Source organism: Cupriavidus ulmosensis, assembly GCF_977008105.1.
Genome location: NZ_CDRMWP010000001.1, coordinates 851,445 through 872,628 on the forward strand (window position 1 = coordinate 851,445; position 21,184 = coordinate 872,628).

Sequence of the window (21,184 nt, forward strand, 5' to 3'; positions counted from 1 at the left end):
GTTTTTCACTCCCTTTCCCCTCACGGCGAGAGGGGCGGGGAGAGGGGAGCAAATCGTCGCACGGCATGACGTATCTCGGGACGCATCGCCCGGTGACAGGAAAAAGCAAAAAAAGCAGGAGGAGAGGCGCGGATGAGAGTGCTGCTGGTCGAGGACCACGACGAACTGGCCACCTGGGTGACGCAGGCGCTGCGCGCCATGCATTTCACGGTGGAGCGCGCGGCCGACGCGGCCAGCGCCGAATCGCTGCTGTTCAGCACGCACGCCGGCGCGGCCGGCGGCGACTACGCGCTGGTGCTGCTGGACCTGACCCTGCCGGACCGCGACGGCCTGGAACTGCTGGCGCACCTGCGCAAGCGCGGCTACCGCGTGCCGGTGATGATCCTGACCGCGCGCGGCGAGGTGGGCGACCGCGTGCGCGGCCTCGACCTGGGCGCCGACGACTACATGGCCAAGCCCTTCGACCTCGCCGAGTTCGAGGCGCGCGTCAAGGCGCTGCTGCGGCGCGCGCGGCAGACCGAGGCGCCGCTGGTGCTGTGCGGCGGCCTCGGCTTCGACACCGTGGCGCGGCATTTCCAGGTGGGCGGCGTGCCGCTGGCGCTGACGCCGCGCGAGCACGCGGTGCTGGAGATCCTGATGACGCCGCCCGGCAGGGCGGTCAGCAAGGAGCGCATCTACGCCAACATCTTCACGCTGGCCGACGAGGCCCAGCCCGACGTGATCGAAGTCTACGTGCACCGGCTGCGCCGCAAGCTCGAAGGCTCGGGCGCGGCCATCGTGACGCTGCGCGGGCTGGGCTACATGCTGGAGCCGGCCGGTGGCTGAGCCGGGCACGCCGGCCGGCCGGCAGCGGCCCGCCAGCCTGCGCGCGCGCCTGCTGTGGTGGCTGATCCCGCCGATGCTGGCGCTGCAGGCGGCCTACGGCGTGGTGGCTTACTCGAACGCGCTGGCCTCGGCCGACATGGCCTACGACCGCACCTTGCTGGCGTCGGCGCGCAACATCTCCGAGCGCATCACGCTCACGCCCGACGGCGTGCGCGTGGACGCGCCCTACATCTCGCTGGACACCTTCGAGGTCGGCATGAACGCCACCATGTTCTACCGCGTGAGCGGCGTGCATGGCGAGTTCGTCTCCGGCTACGACGACCTGCCGCCGTTCGACGCCAGCCAGCCGCGCACCCGGCTCTATCCGGCGCTGGTGAGCTTCTACGACCGCACCTACCGCGGCCGGCCGATCCGCATCGCCGCGCTGCGCCAGCCGGTCATGGACGCCAGCGGCACGCGTGGCGGCATGGCGCTGATCGAGGTGGGCGAGACGCTCGATTCGCGCCAGGCGCTCACGCGCAACATCCTGTTCGACGTGCTGTGGGGGCAGGCCGTGCTGGTGCTGGCCGTGGTGCTGGTGATCTGGCTGTTCACGCGGCGCGCGCTGGCGCCGCTGGACGCGCTGCGCGACGAGGTGGCGCGGCGCCAGCCCGGCGCCACCACGCCGCTCGCGCTGGACAGCGCGCCGCGCGAGGCCGCGCCGCTGGTGGCGGCGATGAACGGCTACATGGCGCGGCTGGAGCAGGTGCTGGCGGCGCAGCGGCGCTTCATCGCCGACGCCGCGCACCAGTTGCGCACGCCGCTGGCGGTGCTGCACACGCAGGCGCAGCTGGCCGCGCGCGAGCACGATCCGGCCGAGCAGCGCCGCATCGCGCGCGAGCTGGCCGACAGCACCGCGCGCATGGCCGCGCTGGCCGAGCGCCTGCTGTCCACGGCGCGCGCCGCGCATGGCGGCACCGCGCCGGCGCGGCCGCTGGCGCTGGACGCGCTGGCGCGCGAGGTGTGCGTGGAGCTGATGCCCGACGCCCGCGCGCGCGGCATCGACCTGGGGCTCGAAGCAGAAGTGGAGGCGGACGGCGCGGCGCGGGTGGCGGGCACCGAGCTGCTGCGCGAGCTGGTGGTGAACCTGGTCGACAACGCGCTGCGCTACACGCCGCGCGGCGGCCGCGTGACCGTGCGCGCGCGCCGCGACGGCGCGGCCTGCCTGCTGGAGGTGGAGGACGACGGCCCCGGCATCGCGCCGGACGAGCGCGCCGCGGTGCTGGAGCCGTTCTACCGCGGCAAGGGCGCGGGGCCGGGCGGCAGCGGGCTGGGCCTGACCATCGCGCGCGACATCGCCGGCGCGCACGGCGCCACGCTGGCGCTGCTGTCCGGCGCCGCAGGCCGCGGGCTGCTGGTGCGGGTCAGCTTCGCGGCCGCCTGAGCGCGGCCGGGCGCGGACCGGCGCCGGTCAGCGCGCGCGCGTGCTGCCCGGCGTTTCCTCGGCGATGGCCTGCACCGGCGTGCCCGTCCTGCCGCCCGCCGGCGCCGGCGCTGCCGGCGCCCGCGCGAGGTCCGCGGCGGCCGGCGCCGACAGCGGCGTCCACGCGGGCACGGCGGCCGGCGTCGCTTCGGCCGCGTTCGTTGCGGGCGCTGCCGGCGCCGCCGCGCCGGGCTGGCCGCCGCGCGCCACGTCGCCGCCCTCCACATGCCAGCCGCCGCCCAGCGCGCGCATCAGCACCACGCTGGCAGTGAACTGGCGGCCGTAGATCGACAGCGCCGTGACCTCGGCCTGGTAGGCGGTGGTCTGCGCGGTCAGCACGTCGAGCAGCGCGGCGGTGCCGGCGCGGTAGCGGTTGTTGACCAGCGCCAGCGCCTCGCGCGCGGAGCGCAGCGCGTCGTCCTGCACCACGGCTTCCTGCTCCAGCAGGCGCGCCGCGGCGAGGTTGTCCTCGATCTCCTGGAAGGCGGCCAGCACGGTCTGCCGGTACTCGGCCACCGACTGGTCGTAGGCGGCCACCGCCTGCGCCTTGGCCGCGCTGCGCAGGCCGCCGTCGAACAGCGTGCCGGCCAGCGCCGGGCCGATCGACCACACGCGGTCGGGCAGCGACAGCCAGCGCGCCAGCGTGGCCGCGGACAGCCCGCCCGAGGCCGACAGCGACAGCGTGGGATAGAACGCCGCCTGCGCCACGCCGATCTGGGCGTTGGAGGCCGCCATCTGGCGCTCGGCGGCGGCGATGTCGGGGCGGCGCTCTAGCAGCGCGGACGGCAGCGCCGCCGGCACGCGCGGCACGCGCGAGGCGAAGTCGTGCGCCGTGACCGAGAACGAGGCCGGCGCCTGGCCGATCAGGATGGCGATGGCGTGCTCGTACTGCGCGCGCGTGATCTGGATGTCGATCTGCTGGGCCTGGGCGCTCTTGAGCTGGGTTTCCGACTGCAGCACGTCGGAGCGCTGCGCGGTGCCGACCGCGTACTGGTTGCGCACCAGCTGCAGCGAGCGCGTGTAGTCGGCCACGGTGCGCTCGAGCAGCGCGCGCTGCTGGTCGGTGATGCGCAGCAGGAAGTAGGTCTGCGCCAGCGTGGCCTGGGTCGACAGCAGCGTGGAGGCCAGCGTGGCCTCGCTGGCCTGCGCGCTGGCCTCGCTGCTCTCCACCTGGCGGCGCACCTTGCCCCACAGGTCGGGCTCCCAGCTCGCCGTCAGCGAGGCGCCCTGGCTGTTGGCGATGCGCGCGGCGCCGGTGGTGGTGGTGCCGGAGCTGGAGCGGCCGGCCGAGGCGGACGCGCCCACGGTCGGGTAGTAGCCCGCGCGCGCCGACTGCAGCAGCGCCTGCGCCTGCCGGTACTGGGCCTCGGCCGCCTTGATGTTCTGGTTGGAGATCTGCACCTGCGACATCAGCGCGTCGAGGTCGGCATCGCCGAAGATGGCCCACCAGCGGCCGCGCGCGCTGGCGTCCTGCGGCTCGGCCGGCTTCCATTCGCCCCACTGCGCGCTGTCGGCGGGGGCTTCCTTGAAGGCGGGCGCGGCCGGCGCGTCCGGGCGCTGGTAGTCGGGGCCGACGGCGCAGCCGCCCAGCAGCAGGGCGCAGGCCAGGGCCAGCGGGGCGGGCACGGAAGAGGAGCGGAAAATGGCGTTCATGGGTCGCATTCAGGATTCGAGGCCGGGGCGGCCCGTGGCGAGCGCGGCGCGGCGGCTGCGCCATGCCTTCACCTTGAGGCGCCAGCGGTCCAGGGTCAGGTACACCACCGGCGTCGTGTAGAGCGTCAGCAACTGGCTGACCACCAGCCCGCCCACGATGGAGATGCCCAGCGGCGCGCGCAGCTCGGCGCCGTCGCCGTGGCCGATCGCCAGCGGGATGGCGCCGAGCAGCGCCGCCATCGTGGTCATCATGATGGGGCGGAAGCGCAGCAGGCAGGCGCGGTAGATCGCGTCCTGCGGCGCCAGGCCCTCGCGCCGCTCGGCGTCGATGGCGAAGTCGATCATCATGATGGCGTTCTTCTTGACGATGCCGATCAGCAGGATCACGCCGATCAGCGCGATGATGGTGAAGTCGGTGTGCGTGCCCAGCAGCGCCAGCAGCGCGCCCACGCCGGCCGAGGGCAGCGTCGAGAGGATGGTGAGCGGGTGCACGTAGCTCTCGTACAGCATGCCCAGCACGATGTAGATCGTGATCAGCGCGGCCAGGATCAGCAGCGGCTGGCTCTTGAGCGAGTCCTGGAACGCGCGCGCGCTGCCCTGGAAGCTCGCGCGCAGCGTCTCCGGCGCGCCGATGCGCGCCATCGCGTCCTGGATCGCCGCGGTCGCCTGCGACAGCGAGAAGCCGTCGGCGAGGTTGAACGAGATGGTGGACGCGGCGAACTGGCCCTGGTGGTTCACGCCCAGCGGCGTGCTGGTCGGCGTCACGCGCGCGAAGGCCGACAGCGGCACGCGGTGGCCGTTGCCGGCGACCACGTAGATGTCCTTGAGCGCGTTCGGCCCCTGCAGGTATTCCTGGCTCAGCTCCATCACCACGCGGTACTGGTTGAGCGGGTTGTAGATGGTCGCCACCTGGCGCTGGCCGAAGGCGTCGTTGAGCACGGCGTCGATCTGCTGCGCGGTGATGCCGAGCTTGTAGGCGGTGTCGCGGTCGATGATGACCGAGGTCTGCAGGCCCTTGTCGTTGGTGTCGGTGTCGATGTCCTCGAGCCCCTTGACGTTGGAGAGCGCGGCGCGCACCTTGGGCTCCCATTCGCGCAGCACCTCGAGGTCGTCGGACTGCAGCGTGAACTGGTATTGCGAGCTGCTCTGCCGCCCGCCGATGCGGATGTCCTGCACCGACTGCAGGAACAGGCTGGCGCCGGGCTCCTTGGCCAGCTTGCCGCGCAGCCGCGCGATGATCTGGTCGGCCGATTCGTCGCGCTGGCTCAGCGGCTTGAGCGTGACGAACATCTGTCCGGTGTTGCGCTGCGAGCCGCCGGTGAAGCCGGTCACGTTGACCACGGCCGGGTCCGACTGCACGATGCGGGTGAAGTTGTCGAGCTTGACGCGCATGGCCTGGAACGAGGTGGCCTGGTCGGCGCGGATGAAGCCGATCAGCCGCCCGGTGTCCTGCTGCGGGAAGAAGCCCTTGGGCACGATCACGTAGAGCCACACGTTGAGCCCGACCGTGCACAGCAGCACCAGCCAGACCAGCCGGCTGTGGCGCAGCGCCACCGCCAGCGAGCGCGCGTAGCCGTCGTGCAGCCATTGGAACACGCGCTCGCTGGCGCGGAAGAAGCGCCCCTGCGCCTGCTCGGGCGGCATCGGCTTGAGCAGGCGCGAGCACATCATCGGCGTGGTGGTCAGCGACACCACCAGCGACACCATGATGGCCACCGACAGCGTGACGGCGAACTCCTGGAACAGCCGCCCGACGATGCCGCCCATCATCAGCAGCGGAATGAACACCGCGATCAGCGACAGGCTCATCGACAGCACCGTGAAGCCGACCTCGCGCGTGCCCTTGAGCGCGGCGGCCATCGGCGTCATGCCTTCCTCGATGTGGCGCGAGATGTTCTCCAGCACCACGATGGCGTCGTCCACCACGAAGCCGGTGGCGATGGTCAGCGCCATCAGCGACAGGTTGTTCAGCGAGAAGCCCGCCAGGTACATCACCGTGAAGGTGCCGACCAGCGAGACCGGCACCGCCACGCTCGGGATCAGCGTGGCGCGCACGTTGCGCAGGAACAGGAACACCACCATGATCACCAGCGCCACCGAGATCATCAGCGTGTACTCGACCTCGCGCAGCGAGGCGCGGATGGTGGGCGTGCGGTCCATCATCACGTCCATCGAGATCGCCGCCGGGATCATCTTCTGCAACTGCGGCAGCATCTCGGTGACGCGGTCCACGGTCTCGATGATGTTGGCGCCGGGCGAGCGGTTGAGCACCAGCAGCACCGAGGGCTTGCCGTTGGCCGAGCCGGCGTTGCGGATGTCCTCGACCGAATCGACCACGTTGGCCACGTCGGACAGCCGCACCGGCACCGCGAACGAGTTCGGGCCCGCGCCGCCGGCGTTGCCGCCGGTCGCGCCCGTGCTGATGGTGGTGGTGCCGCTGCTGGTGGTGATGGTGGTGACGGTGACGCCGTTGACGGTCTTGGTGCTGACGCCGCCGCCCGCGGTGGCGTTGGCGGTGCTGGCGATCAGCGCGCCGGCCGAGGTCGACGAGAACGTGCCGGGCGTGGCGTAGCGGATGATCAGCGGCATGTACTCCGCCGCCGTGCGGGCCTGGTCGTTGGCGTACACCTGCCAGTTCTTGGCCGCGCTTTCCACCGAGCCCAGCGGCCGGTTGGCGTTGGTGGCGCTGATGGTGTTGCGCACGTCCTCGAGCGCGATGCCGTACTTGTTGAGCGCGGTCGGGTTGAGCTCCACGCGCACCGCCGGCAGCGAGGCGCCGCCGATGGTGACCTGCCCCACGCCCTCGACCTGCGACAGCTTCTGCGCGAGGATGGTGGAGGCCGCGTCGTAGAGCTGGCCGCGCGTCATGGTCGGCGAGGTCAGGCCGATGATCATGATCGGCGCGTCGGCCGGGTTGACCTTGCGGTAGGTCGGGTTGTTGGGCAGGCTGGTGGGCAGCGTGCCGCGCGCGGCGTTGATGGCCGCCTGCACGTCGCGCGCGGCGCCGTCGATGTCGCGCGACAGGTCGAACTGCATGGTCACGCGGGTCGAGCCCAGCGAGCTGCTGGAGGTGATCTCGGTGACGCCGGCGATGGCGCCGAGCGCGCGCTCCAGCGGCGTGGCCACGGTGGCGGCCATCGTCTCGGGGCTGGCGCCCGGCAGCGAGGCCGATACCGAGATGGTGGGGAAGTCCACCTGCGGCAGCGGCGACACCGGCAGCGTGCGCAGCGCCGCGACGCCGGCCAGCAGGATGCCGAGCGTGAGCAGCGCGGTGGCGACCGGCCGGTGGATGAAGAGGGCGGACAGGTTCATCGCGGCTCCGCGGGTGCCGGCTTGCCGCCGCCCCAGCCGCTGTCGCCTTCGTCATCGGGCTTGCCCGGGTCGTGCGGATCGTGCGGATCGCCGATGTGCCGGCGCCGCCAAGCCGCCAGGCGCGCGGCGATGCGGTCGAATGCGAGGTAGATCACCGGCGTGGTGAACAGCGTCAGCACCTGGCTGACCAGCAGGCCGCCCACCATCGTGATGCCCAGCGGGCGGCGCAGCTCGGAGCCGATGCCGGTGCCCAGCATCAGCGGCAGCGCCGCCAGCAGCGCGGCCATCGTCGTCATCAGGATCGGGCGGAAGCGCAGCAGGCAGGCCTGGTGGATGGCGTCGCGCGGCTTCATGCCGCCCTCGCGCTCGGCCTCGAGCGCGAAGTCGATCATCATGATGGCGTTCTTCTTGACGATGCCGATCAGCAGGATGATGCCGATGATGGCGATGATGCCGAGGTCCTGCCCCGACACCAGCAGCGCCAGCAGCGCGCCCACGCCGGCCGAGGGCAGCGTGGACAGGATGGTGACCGGGTGGATGGTGCTCTCGTACAGCACGCCGAGCACGATGTACATGGTCACCACCGCGGCCAGGATCAGCCACAGCGTGTTCGACAGCGAGGCGCGGAACGCCAGCGCGGCGCCCTGGAACTCGGTCTGCATCGAGATCGGCAGGCCGATCTCCTGCTCCACCTTGGTGATCTTGTCGACCGCCGCGCCCAGCGACGCGCCCGGCGCCAGGTTGAAGGAGATCGTCGAGGCCGGGAACTGGCCCTCGTGGTTGATCACCAGCGGGCCGGTGCGCTCGGAGATGCGCGCCACCGCGCCCAGCGGCACCTGGCCGCCGGAAGAGGAGGGCAGGCGCAGCTCGGCCAGCGACTGCGGGCCGGTGCGGAAGTTGGGCATGGCCTCCAGCACCACGCGGTACTGGTTCGACTGCGTGAAGATGGTCGACACCAGGCGCTGGCCGTAGGCGCTGTACAGCGCGCTGTCGATCACCGCGGTGGTGATGCCGAAGCGCGCGGCCGAGTCGCGGTCGATCTCCACGTAGGCGCGCAGGCCGTTGTTCTGCAGGTCGCTGGCGACGTCGCGCATCTCCGGCTCCTGCTTGAGCCGCTCGACCAGGCGCGGCACCCAGGTGGCCAGCGTGGCCGGGTCCGGGTCCTGCACCGTGAACTGGTACTGCGTGCGCGCCACGCGGTCCTCGATGGTCAGGTCCTGCACCGGCTGCATGTACATGGCGATGCCGCCGAGCTTCTCGACCGAGGCCTGCAGGCGGTGCGTGACCTCCTCGATGGTCTCGCTGCGCTGGTCCTTGGGCTTGAGGTTGATCAGCATGCGCCCGGCGTTGAGCGTGGTGTTGGTGCCGTCCACGCCGATGAACGACGACAGGCTTTCCACCGCCGGGTCCTGCATCACCACCTTGGCCACCGCCTCCTGCTTGAGCTGCATGGCCGGGAACGAGGTGCTCTGCGAGGCCTCGGTGATGGCCTGGATCACACCGGTGTCCTGCACCGGGAAGAAGCCCTTGGGCACCAGCAGGTAGAGCAGCACGGTCAGCACCAGCGTGCCCACCGCCACCAGCAGCGTGCTTTTCTGGCGGTCGAGCACCCAGTCCAGCGCGCGGCCGTAGCGCGCGATCACGTCGTCGAAGAAGCGGCCGGTGGCGCGGTGGAAGCGCGACAGCTTTTCCTCCGGCACGTGGTGCAGCAGGCGCGCGCACATCATCGGCGTGAGCGTGAGCGAGACCACCGCGGAGATCAGGATCGACACCGCCAGCGTGATGGCAAACTCGCGGAACAGCCGGCCCACCACGTCGCCCATGAACAGCAGCGGGATCAGCACCGCCACCAGCGAGAAGGTCAGCGAGATGATGGTGAAGCCGATCTGCTTCGAGCCCTTGAGCGCCGCCGCCATCGGGCTCTCGCCGTCCTCGATGTAGCGCATGATGTTCTCGATCATCACGATCGCGTCGTCCACCACGAAGCCGGTGGCGATGGTCAGCGCCATCAGCGTTAGGTTGTTGATCGAGAAGCCGGCCAGGTACATCACGCCGAAGGTGCCCACCAGCGACAGCGGCACCGCCACGCCCGGGATGATGGTGGCCGGCACGTTGCGCAGGAACACGAAGATCACCATCACCACCAGCGCCACGGCCAGCAGCAGCTCGAACTCCACGTCGCGCACCGAGGCGCGGATGGTGGTGGTGCGGTCGGTCAGCAACTGCACGTGCACGGCGGCCGGCAGCGCGGTCTCCAGCTGCGGCAGCAGCGTCTTGATGCGGTCCACCACCTCGATCACGTTGGCGCCGGGCTGGCGCTGGATGTTCATGATGATGGCCGGCTTGTCGTTGGACCAGGCCGCCAGCCGCGAATTTTCCGCGCCGTCGACGATGTTGGCGACGTCGGTGATGCGGATCGGCGCCCCGTTCTGGTAGCCGATGATGATCTGCTTGTACTCGTCGGCCGACTTGAGCTGGTCGTTGGCGTCGATGGTCGAGGCGCGCGCCGGGCCGTCGAAGCTGCCCTTGGAGCCGTTGACGTTGGCGTTGCCGATGGCGGTGCGCAGGTCGTCGATCGACATGCCGAGCGAGGCCAGCGCGGTGGGGTTGGCCTGCACGCGCACGGCCGGGCGCTGCCCGCCGCTGAGCGTGACCAGGCCCACGCCCTGGATCTGCGAGATCTTCTGCGCCACGCGCGTGTCGACCATGTCCTGCAGCTTGGGCAGCGGCAGGGTGTCGGAGGTGATGCCCAGGCTCAGGATGGGCGCGTCGGCCGGGTTGACCTTGCTGTAGACCGGCGGCATCGGCAGGTCGGCCGGCAGCAGGTTGCTGCCGGCGTTGATGGCCGCCTGCACCTGCTGCTCGGCGATGTCGAGCGACAGCGTCAGCTCGAACTGCAGCGTGATCACCGAGGCGCCGCCCGACGACGAGGACGACATCTGCTTGAGCCCCGGCATCTGGCCGAACTGGCGCTCCAGCGGCGCGGTGATCGACGAGGTCATCACGTCGGGGCTGGCGCCGGGGTAGAGCGTGGTGACCTGGATGGTCGGGTAGTCGACCTCGGGCAGCGCGGACAGCGGCAGCAGGCGGAAGGCCACCAGCCCGGACAGCAGGATGGCGAGCATCAGCAGCGCGGTGGCGACCGGCCGCTCGATGAAGAGGCGTGACGGGTTCATGTATCGGTCCTTACTGCGGCCGCTGCGGCGCGGCGCCCGCCGGGGCGCCGCCGCCGGCCGCCGCCGCGCTGGCGCCGTTGTGGTGGCGGCGGCCCTCGCCGCCGGCGCCGGAGGCACCGGAGGCACCTGAGGCACCAGCGGCGCCCGAGCCGCTGGCACCGCCCCAGCCGCCTTCGCGGCGGCGTCCGCGCCCGCGCGGCTGGCTGGCCGGCACGAGCTGCGAGGCGCGCGCGGCCGGGTCCACGGTTTCCACCGTCATGCCTTCCTTGAGCCGGTCGGCGCCGTCCACCACCACGTGCTGGCCCGGCTCCAGGCCCTTGGCGACCGACACCCGGTTCTCGTCGCCCGGGCCCAGCGTGACGTTCTGCACCTTGACCTGGTTGTTGTCGTCGACGACGTAGACGAAGGTGCCCTGCTGGCCGCGCTGGACCGCCGCCACCGGGATGACGGTGGCGTCCTCGAGCGTGTCCACGCGGGTGCGCACGTTGACGAACTGGTTGGGGAACAGCATCCCGTCGGCGTTGGGGAAGATGGCCTTGAGCTTGACCGTGCCGGTGGTGGTGTCGATCTGGTTGTCGGTGGTCAGCAGCGTGCCCTCGGCCAGCTTGTTGCGCGCCTGGCGGTCCAGCGCGATCACCGGCAGCTGCTCGCCGGCGTTCAGGCGCCGCAGCACCGACGGCAGGTTGTCCTCGGGAATCGTGTACAGCACCGCGATCGGCGCCACCTGGGTGATCAGCGCGATGCCGTTGGTATCGGTGGTGCTGACGATGTTGCCCGGGTCCACCTGGCGCAGGCCGATGCGCCCGGACACCGGCGCCAGCACGCGCGTGTAGCCCAGTTGCAGGCGCGCGTTGTCGACGTTGCCCTGGTCGGTCTTGACGGTGCCCTCGTACTGGCGCACCAGCGCGTCCTGGGTGTCCACCTGCTGGCTGGAAACCGAATCCTGCGCCAGCAGCGTGCGGTAGCGCTTCTGGTCCAGGCGGGCGTTCTCGAGCAGCGCGCGGTCGCGCGCCAGCGTGCCCACGGCCTGGTCGAGCGCGGCCTGGAACGGGCGCGGGTCGATCTCGGCGAGCACGTCGCCGGCCTTGACCATCTGGCCTTCCTTGAACAGGACCTTGAGCATGGGCCCGGACACCTGGACGCGCACGGTCACGTTGGCCACCGGCGTGACGTTGCCCAGGCCGTTGAGGATGACGTCCATGTTGCGCCTGGCGACCGTGCTGACCACCACCGGCGAGCGCTGCGCGCCGGGGCCGCCGGGGCCGCCGCGTCCGCCCGGACCACTCGCGCCGGGCGCGCGCGCGCCGGCGCCGGCCGCGGCGCCCTGCGCGTCCGGCGCGGCCGCGCTACGATGGTGGTACCAGTACCATCCACCGCCCGCCAGCAGCACGGCCAGCGCGGCGGCGATCAGTCTGGGGCGGTGCGAGGCCGCCTTGCCGGACGTTGGCTGTTTAGCCTGTTGGTTTTCTTCGGGGTTGGCCATGACCGGTTCCTGGGATGCGACGCGACAAAACGCGTAAATCGGGTTTTCGGGGTGGGAGAGGCAGAAGTATGCCGTAATGCCATCCGCGCGAGCCGCGGGCAGCACGCGACGGCACATCGTGCCGGGCAGCTTCGGATCGGTGCCGCGCTCTCCGGCGGCGCCGGGGGCAGCAAACATAAGCGAAGCATAATGCGCCCTGGCGGCGCGGATGTTTCACCGCCGACGCCCATTCTTACAGTTCATTACCAGTGGCCCGGGTGTAATGCCCTGAAACAATTCGCCCGGATTGCCGCGCCCAGCCTAGCTATCATCTGCCTATGCGAGCCAATCAGCCCACCCAGATCCTGGTCGTCGACGACGATCCAGAACTCCGCGACCTGCTGCGCGAATACCTGAGCCAGCAAGGCTTTGCGGTCTCCGTCCTGCACGACGGCGAAGGCCTGCATGCGCGCCTGGAGCGAGAGCGCCCGGCGCTGATCGTGCTGGATCTGATGATGCCGAAGGTGGACGGCCTCACCGCGCTGCGCAACCTGCGCGCCAAGAACGACGACATCCCGGTCATCCTGCTGACCGCGCGCAGCGACGAGATCGACCGCATCGTGGGCCTGGAGATCGGCGCCGACGACTACCTCGGCAAGCCGTTCTCGCCGCGCGAGCTGCTGGCCCGCATCAACGCCGTGCTGCGGCGCAAGCTGGCGCGCCCGGCGGCCGCGCCGGAAGACCGCGAAGGGCTCGCGTTCGGGCCGTTCCGCGTGAATTTCCGCCAGCGCTCGCTGGTGCGCGCGGGCGACGCGGTGCCGATCAGCGACACCGAATTCGCGCTGCTCAAGCTGCTGCTCACGCATCCGCTCGAAGTGCTCTCGCGCGAGCGCATCGTGGAGCTGATGTACGGCTCCGCGAGCGGCATCAGCGACCGCGGCATCGACGTGCAGATATGGCGCCTGCGCCGCCTGCTCGACGAAGACGCGCAGCGGCCCCGCTACATCCAGACCGTGCGCGGGCGCGGCTACACCTTCGTGCCCGACGAAGCCGACGACATACCGCAATGAAACTGCGCATCGACACGCTGTTCGGCCGCATCGCGCTGCTGATTGCCGCGGTGCTGGTGCTGAGCCACTTCTCGTGGCTGGCGATCCTGCGCATGGACCGCCGCCAGCAGCAGGTGGACTATTCGGTCGAGCAGATGCTGTTCCAGTTCGACAGCATCCAGCGCGCGCTGGCGGCCAAGCCGCCGGCGCCGCTGCCGAGCCTGGTCGAGGTGGCCAGCGAGGCCAGCGCGGTCGAGCACACCGTGACCGCCAAGGGCCGCGCGCGCCGCCTGGTCGACCAGTTCGCCCAGCGCCTGCCGGCCGGCAGCCAGGTGCGGCTGGAGGAGGAAGAGACCTCGCGCATCTGGGTCAAGCTGCCGCATCGCGAGGACTGGATCGCCATGCCGGTGCTGTGGGTGGTCAACCCGCCGCCCGACAACCGCCTGCTGCCGGGCGTGATCCTGGTGGTGGGCGTGGCGATGGCGGTGGCGCTGCTGATCGCCTGGCAGATCCAGCGCCCGGTGCGCGACATGGCCGCCGCGGCCGAGCAGCTCTCGCGCCAGCACGCGGTGGAGCCGCTGCGCGAGCGCGGCCCGCACGAGCTGCGCCAGTTGATCGAGCGCTTCAACCGCATGATGGCCGACCTCACGCGCATCGACCAGGAGCGCAACACCATGCTGGCCGGCATCGCCCACGACCTGAAGACGCCGCTGGCGCGGCTGCGCCTGCGCGCCGAGATGCTGGCCGATCCCAAGTCGGCCGCCGGCGTGACGCGCGACGTGGAGTCGATGTCCGCCATCGTCGAGCAGTTCCTCACCTTCGCCCAGAGCGGCGAGCCGGCCGCGCGCCCGGTGCCGGTCGACCGCCGCATCGCCGAGCTGGCCGCCTCGCTGGCCGAGCAGGACAAGACCATCGAGCTGTCGCTGGCCGCCGGCGAAGGCTTTCGCATGATCGCCACCCAGCTCGACCGCATCGTCGGCAACCTGATCGACAACGCTTACGCCTACGGCGCGCCGCCGGTGCGGCTGTCCACCTCGCGCCAGGCCGACGGCTGGCACATGGTGGTGGAGGACGAAGGCAGCGGCATTCCGCCCGAGGCGATGGAAAAGGTCACGCTGCCATTCGTGCGGCTGGACCCGGCGCGCGGCGGCAACGCCCACTCGGGCCTCGGCCTAGCCATCGTCGACCGCCTGGTGCGCCAGTCGGGCGGCCGCCTGGTGCTGGAAAACCGCGCCGAAGGCGGCCTGCGGGTGGAGATGATCTTCCCGTTCGCGGCGCTGGCGCAGGCGGCCTGAGCGACTCCGCCGCGCGGGTCCGCGCGGCAGGGCGTATCAATCCTGAAGCAGTTTTGGCCGGATCGGCGCGCCGGCGCGCCCGTCTTCCCTTGCCATCGCCATGCGTGCCGCGTGCCGCCTCGCGTGGTACGCAGATTGCGGCTCCCGGCTTCTCCATGTGTTTCGGCGACGCACCGTGCCGTGCCAGTTGATCAGGAGACGCATCATGGCAACCTTTGTCACCTTACTGAACTTCACCGACCAGGGAATCCGTACCGTAAAGGATACGACCCGGCGTGCCGCAATCGTCCGCGAAATGGCGAAGACATGCGGCATCGAGATGAAAGACATCTACTGGACGCTCGGGCAATACGACCTCGTGGCGACCTTTTCCGCGCCCGACGAAGCCACGATGACGGCATTCGGCCTGTCGATCGGCGCGGCCGGCAACGTCCGCACGCAGACGCTGCCGGCCTTCTCCGCGGACGAGATGGAAAAGATCCTCGGCAAGATGCCCTGAGCGCCCGCCCGAAAATTCAGGGTCGGGCGACTCCGCGTGGCGCGGGTCCGGCAGCGGACCCGGCGCACTTTCAGGCCGGTTCCTGGTGGCGGGCCCTGGCCCAGCTATAGGTATCGTCGAGCGCGCCTTCGATGCCGTCGAACAGCTGTTCGATCTCGCTCCTGGAGATGATCAACGGCGGGCACATGTTGACCGTGTCCCCGAGCGCTCGCGTGATGACGCCGCGCGACAGCGCGAAGGTCCCGGCTTTGGCCGCGACCCCGGTTTCCACCGGATAGGCTTCCTTGGTCTGCTTGTCCGCCACCACCTCGACGGCCCCGAGCAGCCCGACGCCCCGGGCTTCCCCGACGAGCGGATGGCCGGCCAGCGCGGCCAGCCGCGCCTGGAAATGGGGGATGATTTCGCGCACGTGGTCGAGAATCCGCTCGTCCTCGTAGATATCGAGGGTCTCCAGGGCGACCGCGGCCGCGACCGGGTGGCCCGTGTATGTGAAGCCGTGGCCAAAGGTGCCGATCTTGCGGCTCTCGTCGACCATCGCCCGATACACCTTGTCGTTGACCATCAGCGCGGAAATGGGCAGGAAGCCGGCGGAGAGCTGCTTGGCGCAGGCAATCATGTCGGGCTGCAGATCGTAGAGCTGCGAGCCGAACGTCTCTCCCGTTCTGTAGAAACCGCAGATCACCTCGTCGGCAATAAGGAGGATGTCGTACTTCCTGAGGATCTTCTGGATCTTTTCGAAGTACGTCGCGGGCGGAACGATGACGCCGCCGGACACCATGATCGGCTCGGCGAAGAAGGCGGCAATGGTCTGCGGGCCTTCGGCGAGAATGAGTCGCTCCAGCGAGTCGGCGCAGCGGGTCGCGAAGGCCTCCTCGCTTTCGCCGGCGAGCGCGTTGCGGTAGTGGTGCGGGCAGTCGGTGTGCAGGATGCCGGCGATCGGCAGATCGAAATCCCGGTGATTGTTCGGCAATCCGGTGAGGCTCGCCGAGGCGATCGTGACGCCGTGGTATGCCCGCTTCCGCGAGATGATCTTCTTCTTGTCGGGCCGGCCCAGCGCATTGTTGTAGTACCACGCGAGCTTGATCGCGGTGTCGTTGGCTTCCGAGCCGGAGTTGGCGAAGAAGACTTTCGACATCGGTGCCGGGGCCATCCCGATCAGCCGCTCGGCGAGGCGGATGGACGGCTCGGACGCCTTGTGCCCGAATGCGTGATAGAAGGGCAGCTTGCGCATCTGCCTGTCCGCCGCATCCGCCAGGCGGTCATTGCTGAAACCGAGCGACGCGCAGAACAGGCCGGCAAGCCCCTCCAGATAGCGGTTTCCCTTGTCGTCGTACACATACACGCCTTCGCCGCGCGTGATGATCATGGGGCCAGTCGTTTCGTGCACCCCCAGGTTCGTGTAGGGATGCAGTTGATTGGCGATATCCGCCGATGAGAGATTCGTTGCCTGTTTCATTGTTCTACTCGCGTTTGGATTGCATGGCTACCGGCGGGGTCAGATGGGCTCCACCCCCGCCTCCTTCATGACATCGCGCAGCTTCGGGATGTCCGACTTGATCTGTTCGGCGAATGCCGCGGGGCCGATCTTTTCCGGCGGGAGTTCCTGGCCCACTTCGGACAGGCGTTCCCTGTATTCCTTCGACTTCAGGACCTTGGTCAGCGCCGCCTGCAGCTTGCCGACGATGTCCTTCGGGGTATTTTTCGGCGCGACGATGGAAGCCCACGACGACATGTCGAATCCGGGGAATCCCTGCTCTGCGATGGTGGGAACGTCCGGCAGCGCCGCCGTGCGCGCGGCGCTCGTGACGGCGAGGGGTTTCAGGTTGCCGTTCCGGATGTACGAGATGCTGCTCGAGATCGTGTCCGCATAGATCTGGACCTGGTTTCCGATCAATGCCGGAAGCGCCTCGGCGGCGCCCTTGTAGGGGACATGGGTCATCTTGATGCCGGCACGGGTGTCGAGCAGCTCCACGGCGAGATGGGAAAACGTCCCGGTTCCGAATGAGCCATAGCTGAGCGCGTCGGGGTGTTGCTTCGCCTGGCCGATCAGTCCCTTGACGTTCTTGAGCGGGAGCGTCTGGTTTGCCAGCAGGACCAGCGGCTGATACGAGACCAGCGACACCAGCTCGAACGCATCCGGGTCGTAGCGCAGCTTCTTGTACTGAAAGCGATTCGATACGAGCGACGACGTGGTGGCCACCAGCAGCGTATAACCGTCGGGCGTGGCATTCGACACGGCCTCGGACGCGATCAGCGTCGCCGCGCCGGGGCGGTTCTCGACGACAAACGACTGGTTGAGCTCGGCCGACAGCTTCTCGCCCAGGTAGCGGCTCACGATGTCGACGCCGCCTCCGGCCGGGAACGGAACCACGAGGCGTACCGGCCTGGCCGGCCAGGAGCTGGTTTGCGCAAGGGCGGTGGTCCCGAGAGCCAGCAGGGTGAATCCACAGCAGATTCGTCGAAAGAGACTCATCATCACTCCGTAGAAAGGTCGTCTTGGCAGCGGAGGGGTTGCCTCCGTCCTGGAGCCGTCTGCCCGGGGCGCGAGAAGCCAATGATACGCAGGCGCCCCGGATTTTGAATCCGCGTATACACGAATACGTGTATCCAATTCCAGATGGCGAAATATAATGGAGCAAGAGTTGTGCCTGGGAGGGTGGGGCTTGCGCGCACCCTTGCAGTGCCGTTTGCGTGTCGCGGGCAACGATTCCGGCGTCTGCGCTGCACCGGAAGCGCACATCGGGATGGCGCGGATGTGCCGTGCCCGCGCATGTTCGTGTCACGAACATGCGCGGGGGAGCGCGCTCTCTATAATTGCTCCCCAAACATCAGGACACAGAATGCGTCAGTCACCGTTCGAGCCTCGCCCCGCAAGCGCGCAGGAAGAGGCGTACCAACACATCCTCCACGGGATCCGCATGGGGGAGATGCGGCCCGGCGATCGCCTCGTTCCCGAGGAAATCGCGGCTGCCATCGGCATGAGCCGCATGCCGGTCCGCGAGGCGTTCAGCCGGCTGGCGGGCGAGGGCCTGCTTGTCATCCGGCCGAACCGCGGTGTCGTGGTCCGGGGCCTGACCGAGAAGGAGGTCAGCGAGGTCTTCGAGATGCGCGCGGTGCTGGAGGGGCTGGCCGCGGCGATGGCGGCCGAGCGGGCCACGGAGGCGGATATCCAGGACCTGGAACAGCTGCTCGTGCGGATGGAAAGCTGTCAGCCCAGCCTCTCGGACTGGATCACCGTGCATCGGCAGTTCCACGAACGGCTGTGTTCCATCAGCGACGCGCCCAGGCTGATGCGCCAGATATCCTCACTGCATTCAGTGGTGGAGCCGCTGATGCGCATCTGGCTGGAGAACTCGCCTTCGCTGGACAGCATCCAGTCCGTCCACGAGGAATTGATGCAGGCGCTGAGGGACGGCGACCCCGCCGTCATGGAGGCATTGATGCGCGCTCACGTGCGGGAGACGACTTCGAGCATCACGGATGCGATGCGGCAGGGCGCTCAGGCCCCGTCTGGCGTGTAGCGCGCGGAAGCGGGCCGCGCCGCTTCCGGCGCAGACCTTCAGCCCGCCTTCTTCTTTTCACCGATCCGGCTTTCCTTGCCGGCCAGCAGGTTGCCGATGTTCGCCCGGTGCCGCACCACCAGCATCACGCTGATGACGAACACCGCGCCGGCGATCACGTCCACTCCCGACATCAGCACGTAGAAGAACGGCGCGAACACCGCCGCCACCAGCGCGGCCAGCGACGAGTAGCGGAAGAAGAAGGCCATGATGAGCCACGTGGCCAGCGTGCCCAGGCCCAGCAGCGGGTCGATGGCGAACAGGATGCCGGCCGCGGTCGCCACGCCCTTGCCGCCGGCGAAACCGAAGAACACCGGGAACAGGTGGCCGAGGAACACCGCCACCGCCGCCAGTGCCACGCCGCTGTCGCCGATGCCATAGGCCGGGCCGAAATGCCGCGCCAGCCAGACCGCCAGCCAGCCCTTGAGGCCGTCGCCGATCAGCGTCAGCACCGCCGCCTTCTTGTTGCCGCTGCGCAGGACGTTGGTGGCGCCGGGGTTGCCGGAGCCGTAGGTGTGCGGATCGGGCAGGCCCATCGCCTTGCTGACCACGACGGCGAAGGAGAGGGAACCGATCAGGTAGGCGAGGATAGCGAGAATCAGGTTGGCCATGTGGGGAACGGGAATTTGAGGCTGGCCGGATTGTAGCGCGGGCCAGCCCGGCGCAGTGCCGCGGCTGCGCCGCGATTTCCCCGTGACTTCCCCAATACCGCGCCGCCGTTCTTGCGGGACGGCGCGCGCGGGCGCCGCTCAGTCGGGCAGCGCGCACTCCACCGCCACGGCGCCGACCAGCCCGGGCAGCACGCCCGGCGCGATGCTCACCAGGTAGCCGCGCCGGCCGCCGTTGATGTAGATCGTGTCCAGCGCCAGCACGCTCGCCTCCACGTAGACCGGCATGCGCTTGCGCGTGCCGAACGGCGAGGTGCCTCCGACCATGTAGCCGCTGTGGCGCTGCGCGACCTCGGGCTTGCACGGCTGCACGCTCTTGCGGCCGGTCTGGCGCGCGAGGTTCTTGGTGGAAACCGAGCAGTCGCCGTGCATCAGCACGATCAGCGGCTGCGCCTTCTCGTCTTCCATCACCAGCGTCTTGACCACGGCATGCTCGGGCACGCCGAGCTGGCGGGCCGATTCGCCGGTGCCGCCGTGCTCGACGTACTCGTAGGCATGCTCGCCGTAGGCCACGCCGTGCTGCTTGAGGAACTGGGTGGCCGGGGTTTCGGAAACGTGTCTGGGCTTGCTCATGATGAATGCTGCTGTGACGGGTGCGCGCGGCGGGGCGCTCAGCCGCGCGGATGGTGGTGCTGGTGCAGTTCGCGCAGGCGCTCGCGCGCCACGTGGGTGTAGATCTGCGTGGTGGAGATGTCGGCGTGCCCAAGCAGCAGCTGCACCACGCGCAGGTCGGCGCCGTGGTTGAGCAGGTGCGTGGCGAAGGCATGCCGCAGCGTGTGCGGCGACAGCGGGGCGTGGATGCCGCCCTCGCGCGCGTGGCGCTTGATCAGGTGCCAGAAGGCCTGGCGCGTCATGCCCTCGCCGCGCTGGGTGACGAACAGCGCGTCGCAGGCGCGCTCGCCGAGCAGCGCGGGGCGGCCCTGCGCGAGGTAGCGGCGCAGCCAGTCGCCGGCTTCCGCGCCGAACGGCACCAGCCGCTCCTTGTTGCCCTTGCCGCCGACCACGCGCGCCACGCCCTCGTTGAGGCCGATCTCGATGGTCTTCATCTGCGTGAGCTCGGACACGCGCAGGCCGCTGGCGTACATCAGCTCCAGCATGGTGCGGTCGCGCAGGCCGAGCGCGGTGGCGGTGTCGGGCGCGGCGAGCAGGGCCTCGACCTGCGCCTCGCTCAGCGTCTTGGGAAAGCGCGGCGGCTGCTTGGCCGGGCGCAGCAGCAGGCAGGGGTCGGCGGTGATCATGCGCTCGCGCAGCGCCCACTGGAAGAAGCGCTTGAACACCGTGAGCCGCCGGTTGGCCGACGACGCGCGCGTCTCGGGGTGGCGCGCGGCGAAGTAGCCGTTGAGGGCGGCGTCGTCGACCTCGAGCAGCGCGCGCGGGGCATCGGCGTGCAGCCAGCGCGCGAGCAGCGTGAGGTCGCGCCGGTAGGCGTCGATGGTGTTCTGCGAGAGGCCGTCCTCGAGCCACAGCGCGTCGCAGAAGCGGCCGACCAGGTCCAGGTCGGCCAGCAGCGCGGCGCTGTCGGGCGCCGCGTCGGGGTCGGGGAGGGCGGCTGTGGCTGCGGCGCGGCTCATATCAGCATCACGCCTTCGTGGCGCAGCAGCCAGCGCTTGGTGTCGAGCAGGAAACCGTTCTCGCTGTGATGGGCGAAGCCGCCCAGGCCGCCCGCGCTCACCACGCGGTGGCACGGGATCACCAGCGGAAACGCGTTGGAGCCGCAGGCCTGCCCGACCGCGCGCGGCACGCTGGCGATCTCGCGCGCCATCGCGCCGTAGGTGGTGACCTTGCCGCGCGGCACGGCGGCGATGGCGCGCCACACGCGGCGCTGGAAGTCGGTGCCGGCCGGCGCCAGCGGCACGTCCAGCGGCGCGTCGGGATCGGCGTAATAGGCCTCGAGCTGCCGCGCCAGCCGCCGCGCCACGGCGCTGGCGGGCGCGACGGGCGGCACGCTGCCGGGCAGGTAGACGATCTCGCGGATCATGTCGCCCCCGGTGCGCACGCCGACCTTGCCGAAGGGCGCGGGGAGGATGGCGTCGAAGCGGGAATGCATGGCGGGCGGAGTGCGGGAAACGGGCAGCGGTTGGCGCGAAAGGCCGGCGCAACGGCCGGGCCGGTAAATCCGGATTCTAGTGCATGGCGGCGCGGCGATCGAAAAAGGCCTCCCGCGGGAGGCCTTCCAGATTGCCGATTGCCGGCGAGGCTGGCTTGCCGCCGGTGTTCTCCCCC

16 protein-coding genes are annotated in these 21,184 nt (G+C 69.9%); 6 read left to right on the top strand and 10 right to left on the bottom strand.

From position 1 onward, the window contains the following. Positions 1-132 precede the first annotated feature (132 nt). Both ACWTPI_RS03870 and ACWTPI_RS03875 read left to right on the top strand, forming a co-directional pair. A complete protein-coding gene (locus tag ACWTPI_RS03870; RefSeq protein WP_020206556.1) occupies positions 133-825 on the top strand; it encodes a response regulator in 693 nt (230 codons plus the stop codon). Continuing rightward, positions 818-2,248, top strand: coding sequence for a sensor histidine kinase (locus tag ACWTPI_RS03875; RefSeq protein WP_059410618.1), 1,431 nt, complete (start codon positions 818-820; stop codon positions 2,246-2,248). The genes ACWTPI_RS03870 and ACWTPI_RS03875 overlap by 8 nt, the downstream gene beginning before the upstream one ends. Positions 2,249-2,275: 27 nt before the next feature. On the opposite strand, the gene ACWTPI_RS03880 is transcribed toward ACWTPI_RS03875, so the two are convergent. From ACWTPI_RS03880 to ACWTPI_RS03895, 4 genes are read right to left on the bottom strand one after another with little or no spacing between them, the layout of a single operon-like run. Further along, positions 2,276-3,949 (bottom strand): efflux transporter outer membrane subunit, encoded by a 1,674-nt coding sequence (locus ACWTPI_RS03880; RefSeq protein WP_454730984.1) that lies wholly within the window; start codon positions 3,947-3,949, stop codon positions 2,276-2,278. Beyond that, positions 3,950-7,252, bottom strand: a complete 3,303-nt coding sequence (locus tag ACWTPI_RS03885; RefSeq protein WP_020206559.1) for an efflux RND transporter permease subunit — start codon at positions 7,250-7,252, stop codon at positions 3,950-3,952. Further along, positions 7,249-10,428: an MdtB/MuxB family multidrug efflux RND transporter permease subunit gene (locus ACWTPI_RS03890; protein ID WP_454730985.1), complete on the bottom strand. Its 3,180-nt coding sequence runs from the start codon at positions 10,426-10,428 to the stop codon at positions 7,249-7,251. Before ACWTPI_RS03890 ends, ACWTPI_RS03885 begins: the two co-directional genes overlap by 4 nt. Before the next feature lie 10 nt (positions 10,429-10,438). Beyond that, the gene (locus ACWTPI_RS03895) at positions 10,439-11,911 is read right to left on the bottom strand and encodes an MdtA/MuxA family multidrug efflux RND transporter periplasmic adaptor subunit (RefSeq protein WP_454730986.1); all 1,473 of its coding nucleotides are present in this window, start codon (positions 11,909-11,911) and stop codon (positions 10,439-10,441) included. Between the two features lie 317 nt (positions 11,912-12,228). Between ACWTPI_RS03895 and ACWTPI_RS03900 the strand changes: the two genes are divergently transcribed. From ACWTPI_RS03900 to ACWTPI_RS03910, 3 genes are all read left to right on the top strand, one after another. After that, positions 12,229-12,960 carry a response regulator gene (locus ACWTPI_RS03900; RefSeq protein WP_020202167.1) on the top strand — a complete coding sequence of 244 codons (732 nt, stop codon included), beginning with the start codon at positions 12,229-12,231 and terminating at the stop codon, positions 12,958-12,960. Further along, a complete protein-coding gene (locus ACWTPI_RS03905; RefSeq protein ID WP_020202166.1) occupies positions 12,957-14,234 on the top strand; it encodes an ATP-binding protein in 1,278 nt (425 codons plus the stop codon). Before ACWTPI_RS03900 ends, ACWTPI_RS03905 begins: the two co-directional genes overlap by 4 nt. Positions 14,235-14,439: 205 nt before the next feature. Next, positions 14,440-14,733, top strand: coding sequence for a GYD domain-containing protein (locus tag ACWTPI_RS03910; protein WP_029043411.1), 294 nt, complete (start codon positions 14,440-14,442; stop codon positions 14,731-14,733). Positions 14,734-14,803: 70 nt separating this feature from the next. Here the strand turns inward: ACWTPI_RS03910 and ACWTPI_RS03915 are convergent, their stop codons facing one another. Both ACWTPI_RS03915 and ACWTPI_RS03920 read right to left on the bottom strand, forming a co-directional pair. Further along, positions 14,804-16,189 carry an aspartate aminotransferase family protein gene (locus ACWTPI_RS03915; protein WP_029043410.1) on the bottom strand — a complete coding sequence of 462 codons (1,386 nt, stop codon included), beginning with the start codon at positions 16,187-16,189 and terminating at the stop codon, positions 14,804-14,806. Between the two features lie 39 nt (positions 16,190-16,228). Continuing rightward, positions 16,229-17,209 (bottom strand): Bug family tripartite tricarboxylate transporter substrate binding protein, encoded by a 981-nt coding sequence (locus ACWTPI_RS03920; RefSeq protein WP_063826822.1) that lies wholly within the window; start codon positions 17,207-17,209, stop codon positions 16,229-16,231. Positions 17,210-17,573: 364 nt separating this feature from the next. Between ACWTPI_RS03920 and ACWTPI_RS03925 the strand changes: the two genes are divergently transcribed. Further along, on the top strand, positions 17,574-18,254 hold the full coding sequence (locus tag ACWTPI_RS03925; protein WP_020202162.1) for a GntR family transcriptional regulator: 681 nt from the start codon (positions 17,574-17,576) through the stop codon (positions 18,252-18,254). A gap of 38 nt (positions 18,255-18,292) precedes the next feature. On the opposite strand, the gene plsY is transcribed toward ACWTPI_RS03925, so the two are convergent. From plsY to ACWTPI_RS03945, 4 genes are all read right to left on the bottom strand, one after another. Then, positions 18,293-18,904, bottom strand: a complete 612-nt coding sequence (plsY, locus tag ACWTPI_RS03930) for a glycerol-3-phosphate 1-O-acyltransferase PlsY (protein WP_020202161.1) — start codon at positions 18,902-18,904, stop codon at positions 18,293-18,295. A gap of 138 nt (positions 18,905-19,042) precedes the next feature. Continuing rightward, entirely contained in the window at positions 19,043-19,534 is a 492-nt protein-coding gene (ybaK, locus tag ACWTPI_RS03935; RefSeq protein WP_020202160.1) for a Cys-tRNA(Pro) deacylase, read from the bottom strand. 38 nt (positions 19,535-19,572) lie between these two features. Further along, on the bottom strand, positions 19,573-20,532 hold the full coding sequence (xerD, locus tag ACWTPI_RS03940) for a site-specific tyrosine recombinase XerD (RefSeq protein WP_059410621.1): 960 nt from the start codon (positions 20,530-20,532) through the stop codon (positions 19,573-19,575). Next, a complete protein-coding gene (locus tag ACWTPI_RS03945) occupies positions 20,529-21,008 on the bottom strand; it encodes a methylated-DNA--[protein]-cysteine S-methyltransferase (protein WP_454730987.1) in 480 nt (159 codons plus the stop codon). Before ACWTPI_RS03945 ends, xerD begins: the two co-directional genes overlap by 4 nt. Between the last annotated feature and the right edge of the window lie 176 nt (positions 21,009-21,184).

Coding starts and splice junctions, on each gene's coding strand:
- ACWTPI_RS03915 (WP_029043410.1), bottom strand. CDS start 16,189: ATGAAACAGGCAACGAATCTCTCATCGGCGGATATCGCCAATCAACTG.
- ACWTPI_RS03895 (WP_454730986.1), bottom strand. CDS start 11,911: ATGGCCAACCCCGAAGAAAACCAACAGGCTAAACAGCCAACGTCCGGC.
- ACWTPI_RS03880 (WP_454730984.1), bottom strand. CDS start 3,949: ATGCGACCCATGAACGCCATTTTCCGCTCCTCTTCCGTGCCCGCCCCG.
- ACWTPI_RS03910 (WP_029043411.1), top strand. CDS start 14,440: ATGGCAACCTTTGTCACCTTACTGAACTTCACCGACCAGGGAATCCGT.
- ACWTPI_RS03905 (WP_020202166.1), top strand. CDS start 12,957: ATGAAACTGCGCATCGACACGCTGTTCGGCCGCATCGCGCTGCTGATT.
- ACWTPI_RS03945 (WP_454730987.1), bottom strand. CDS start 21,008: ATGCATTCCCGCTTCGACGCCATCCTCCCCGCGCCCTTCGGCAAGGTC.
- plsY (WP_020202161.1), bottom strand. CDS start 18,904: ATGGCCAACCTGATTCTCGCTATCCTCGCCTACCTGATCGGTTCCCTC.
- ACWTPI_RS03890 (WP_454730985.1), bottom strand. CDS start 10,428: ATGAACCCGTCACGCCTCTTCATCGAGCGGCCGGTCGCCACCGCGCTG.
- xerD (WP_059410621.1), bottom strand. CDS start 20,532: ATGAGCCGCGCCGCAGCCACAGCCGCCCTCCCCGACCCCGACGCGGCG.
- ACWTPI_RS03900 (WP_020202167.1), top strand. CDS start 12,229: ATGCGAGCCAATCAGCCCACCCAGATCCTGGTCGTCGACGACGATCCA.
- ACWTPI_RS03885 (WP_020206559.1), bottom strand. CDS start 7,252: ATGAACCTGTCCGCCCTCTTCATCCACCGGCCGGTCGCCACCGCGCTG.
- ybaK (WP_020202160.1), bottom strand. CDS start 19,534: ATGAGCAAGCCCAGACACGTTTCCGAAACCCCGGCCACCCAGTTCCTC.
- ACWTPI_RS03925 (WP_020202162.1), top strand. CDS start 17,574: ATGCGTCAGTCACCGTTCGAGCCTCGCCCCGCAAGCGCGCAGGAAGAG.
- ACWTPI_RS03870 (WP_020206556.1), top strand. CDS start 133: ATGAGAGTGCTGCTGGTCGAGGACCACGACGAACTGGCCACCTGGGTG.
- ACWTPI_RS03920 (WP_063826822.1), bottom strand. CDS start 17,209: ATGATGAGTCTCTTTCGACGAATCTGCTGTGGATTCACCCTGCTGGCT.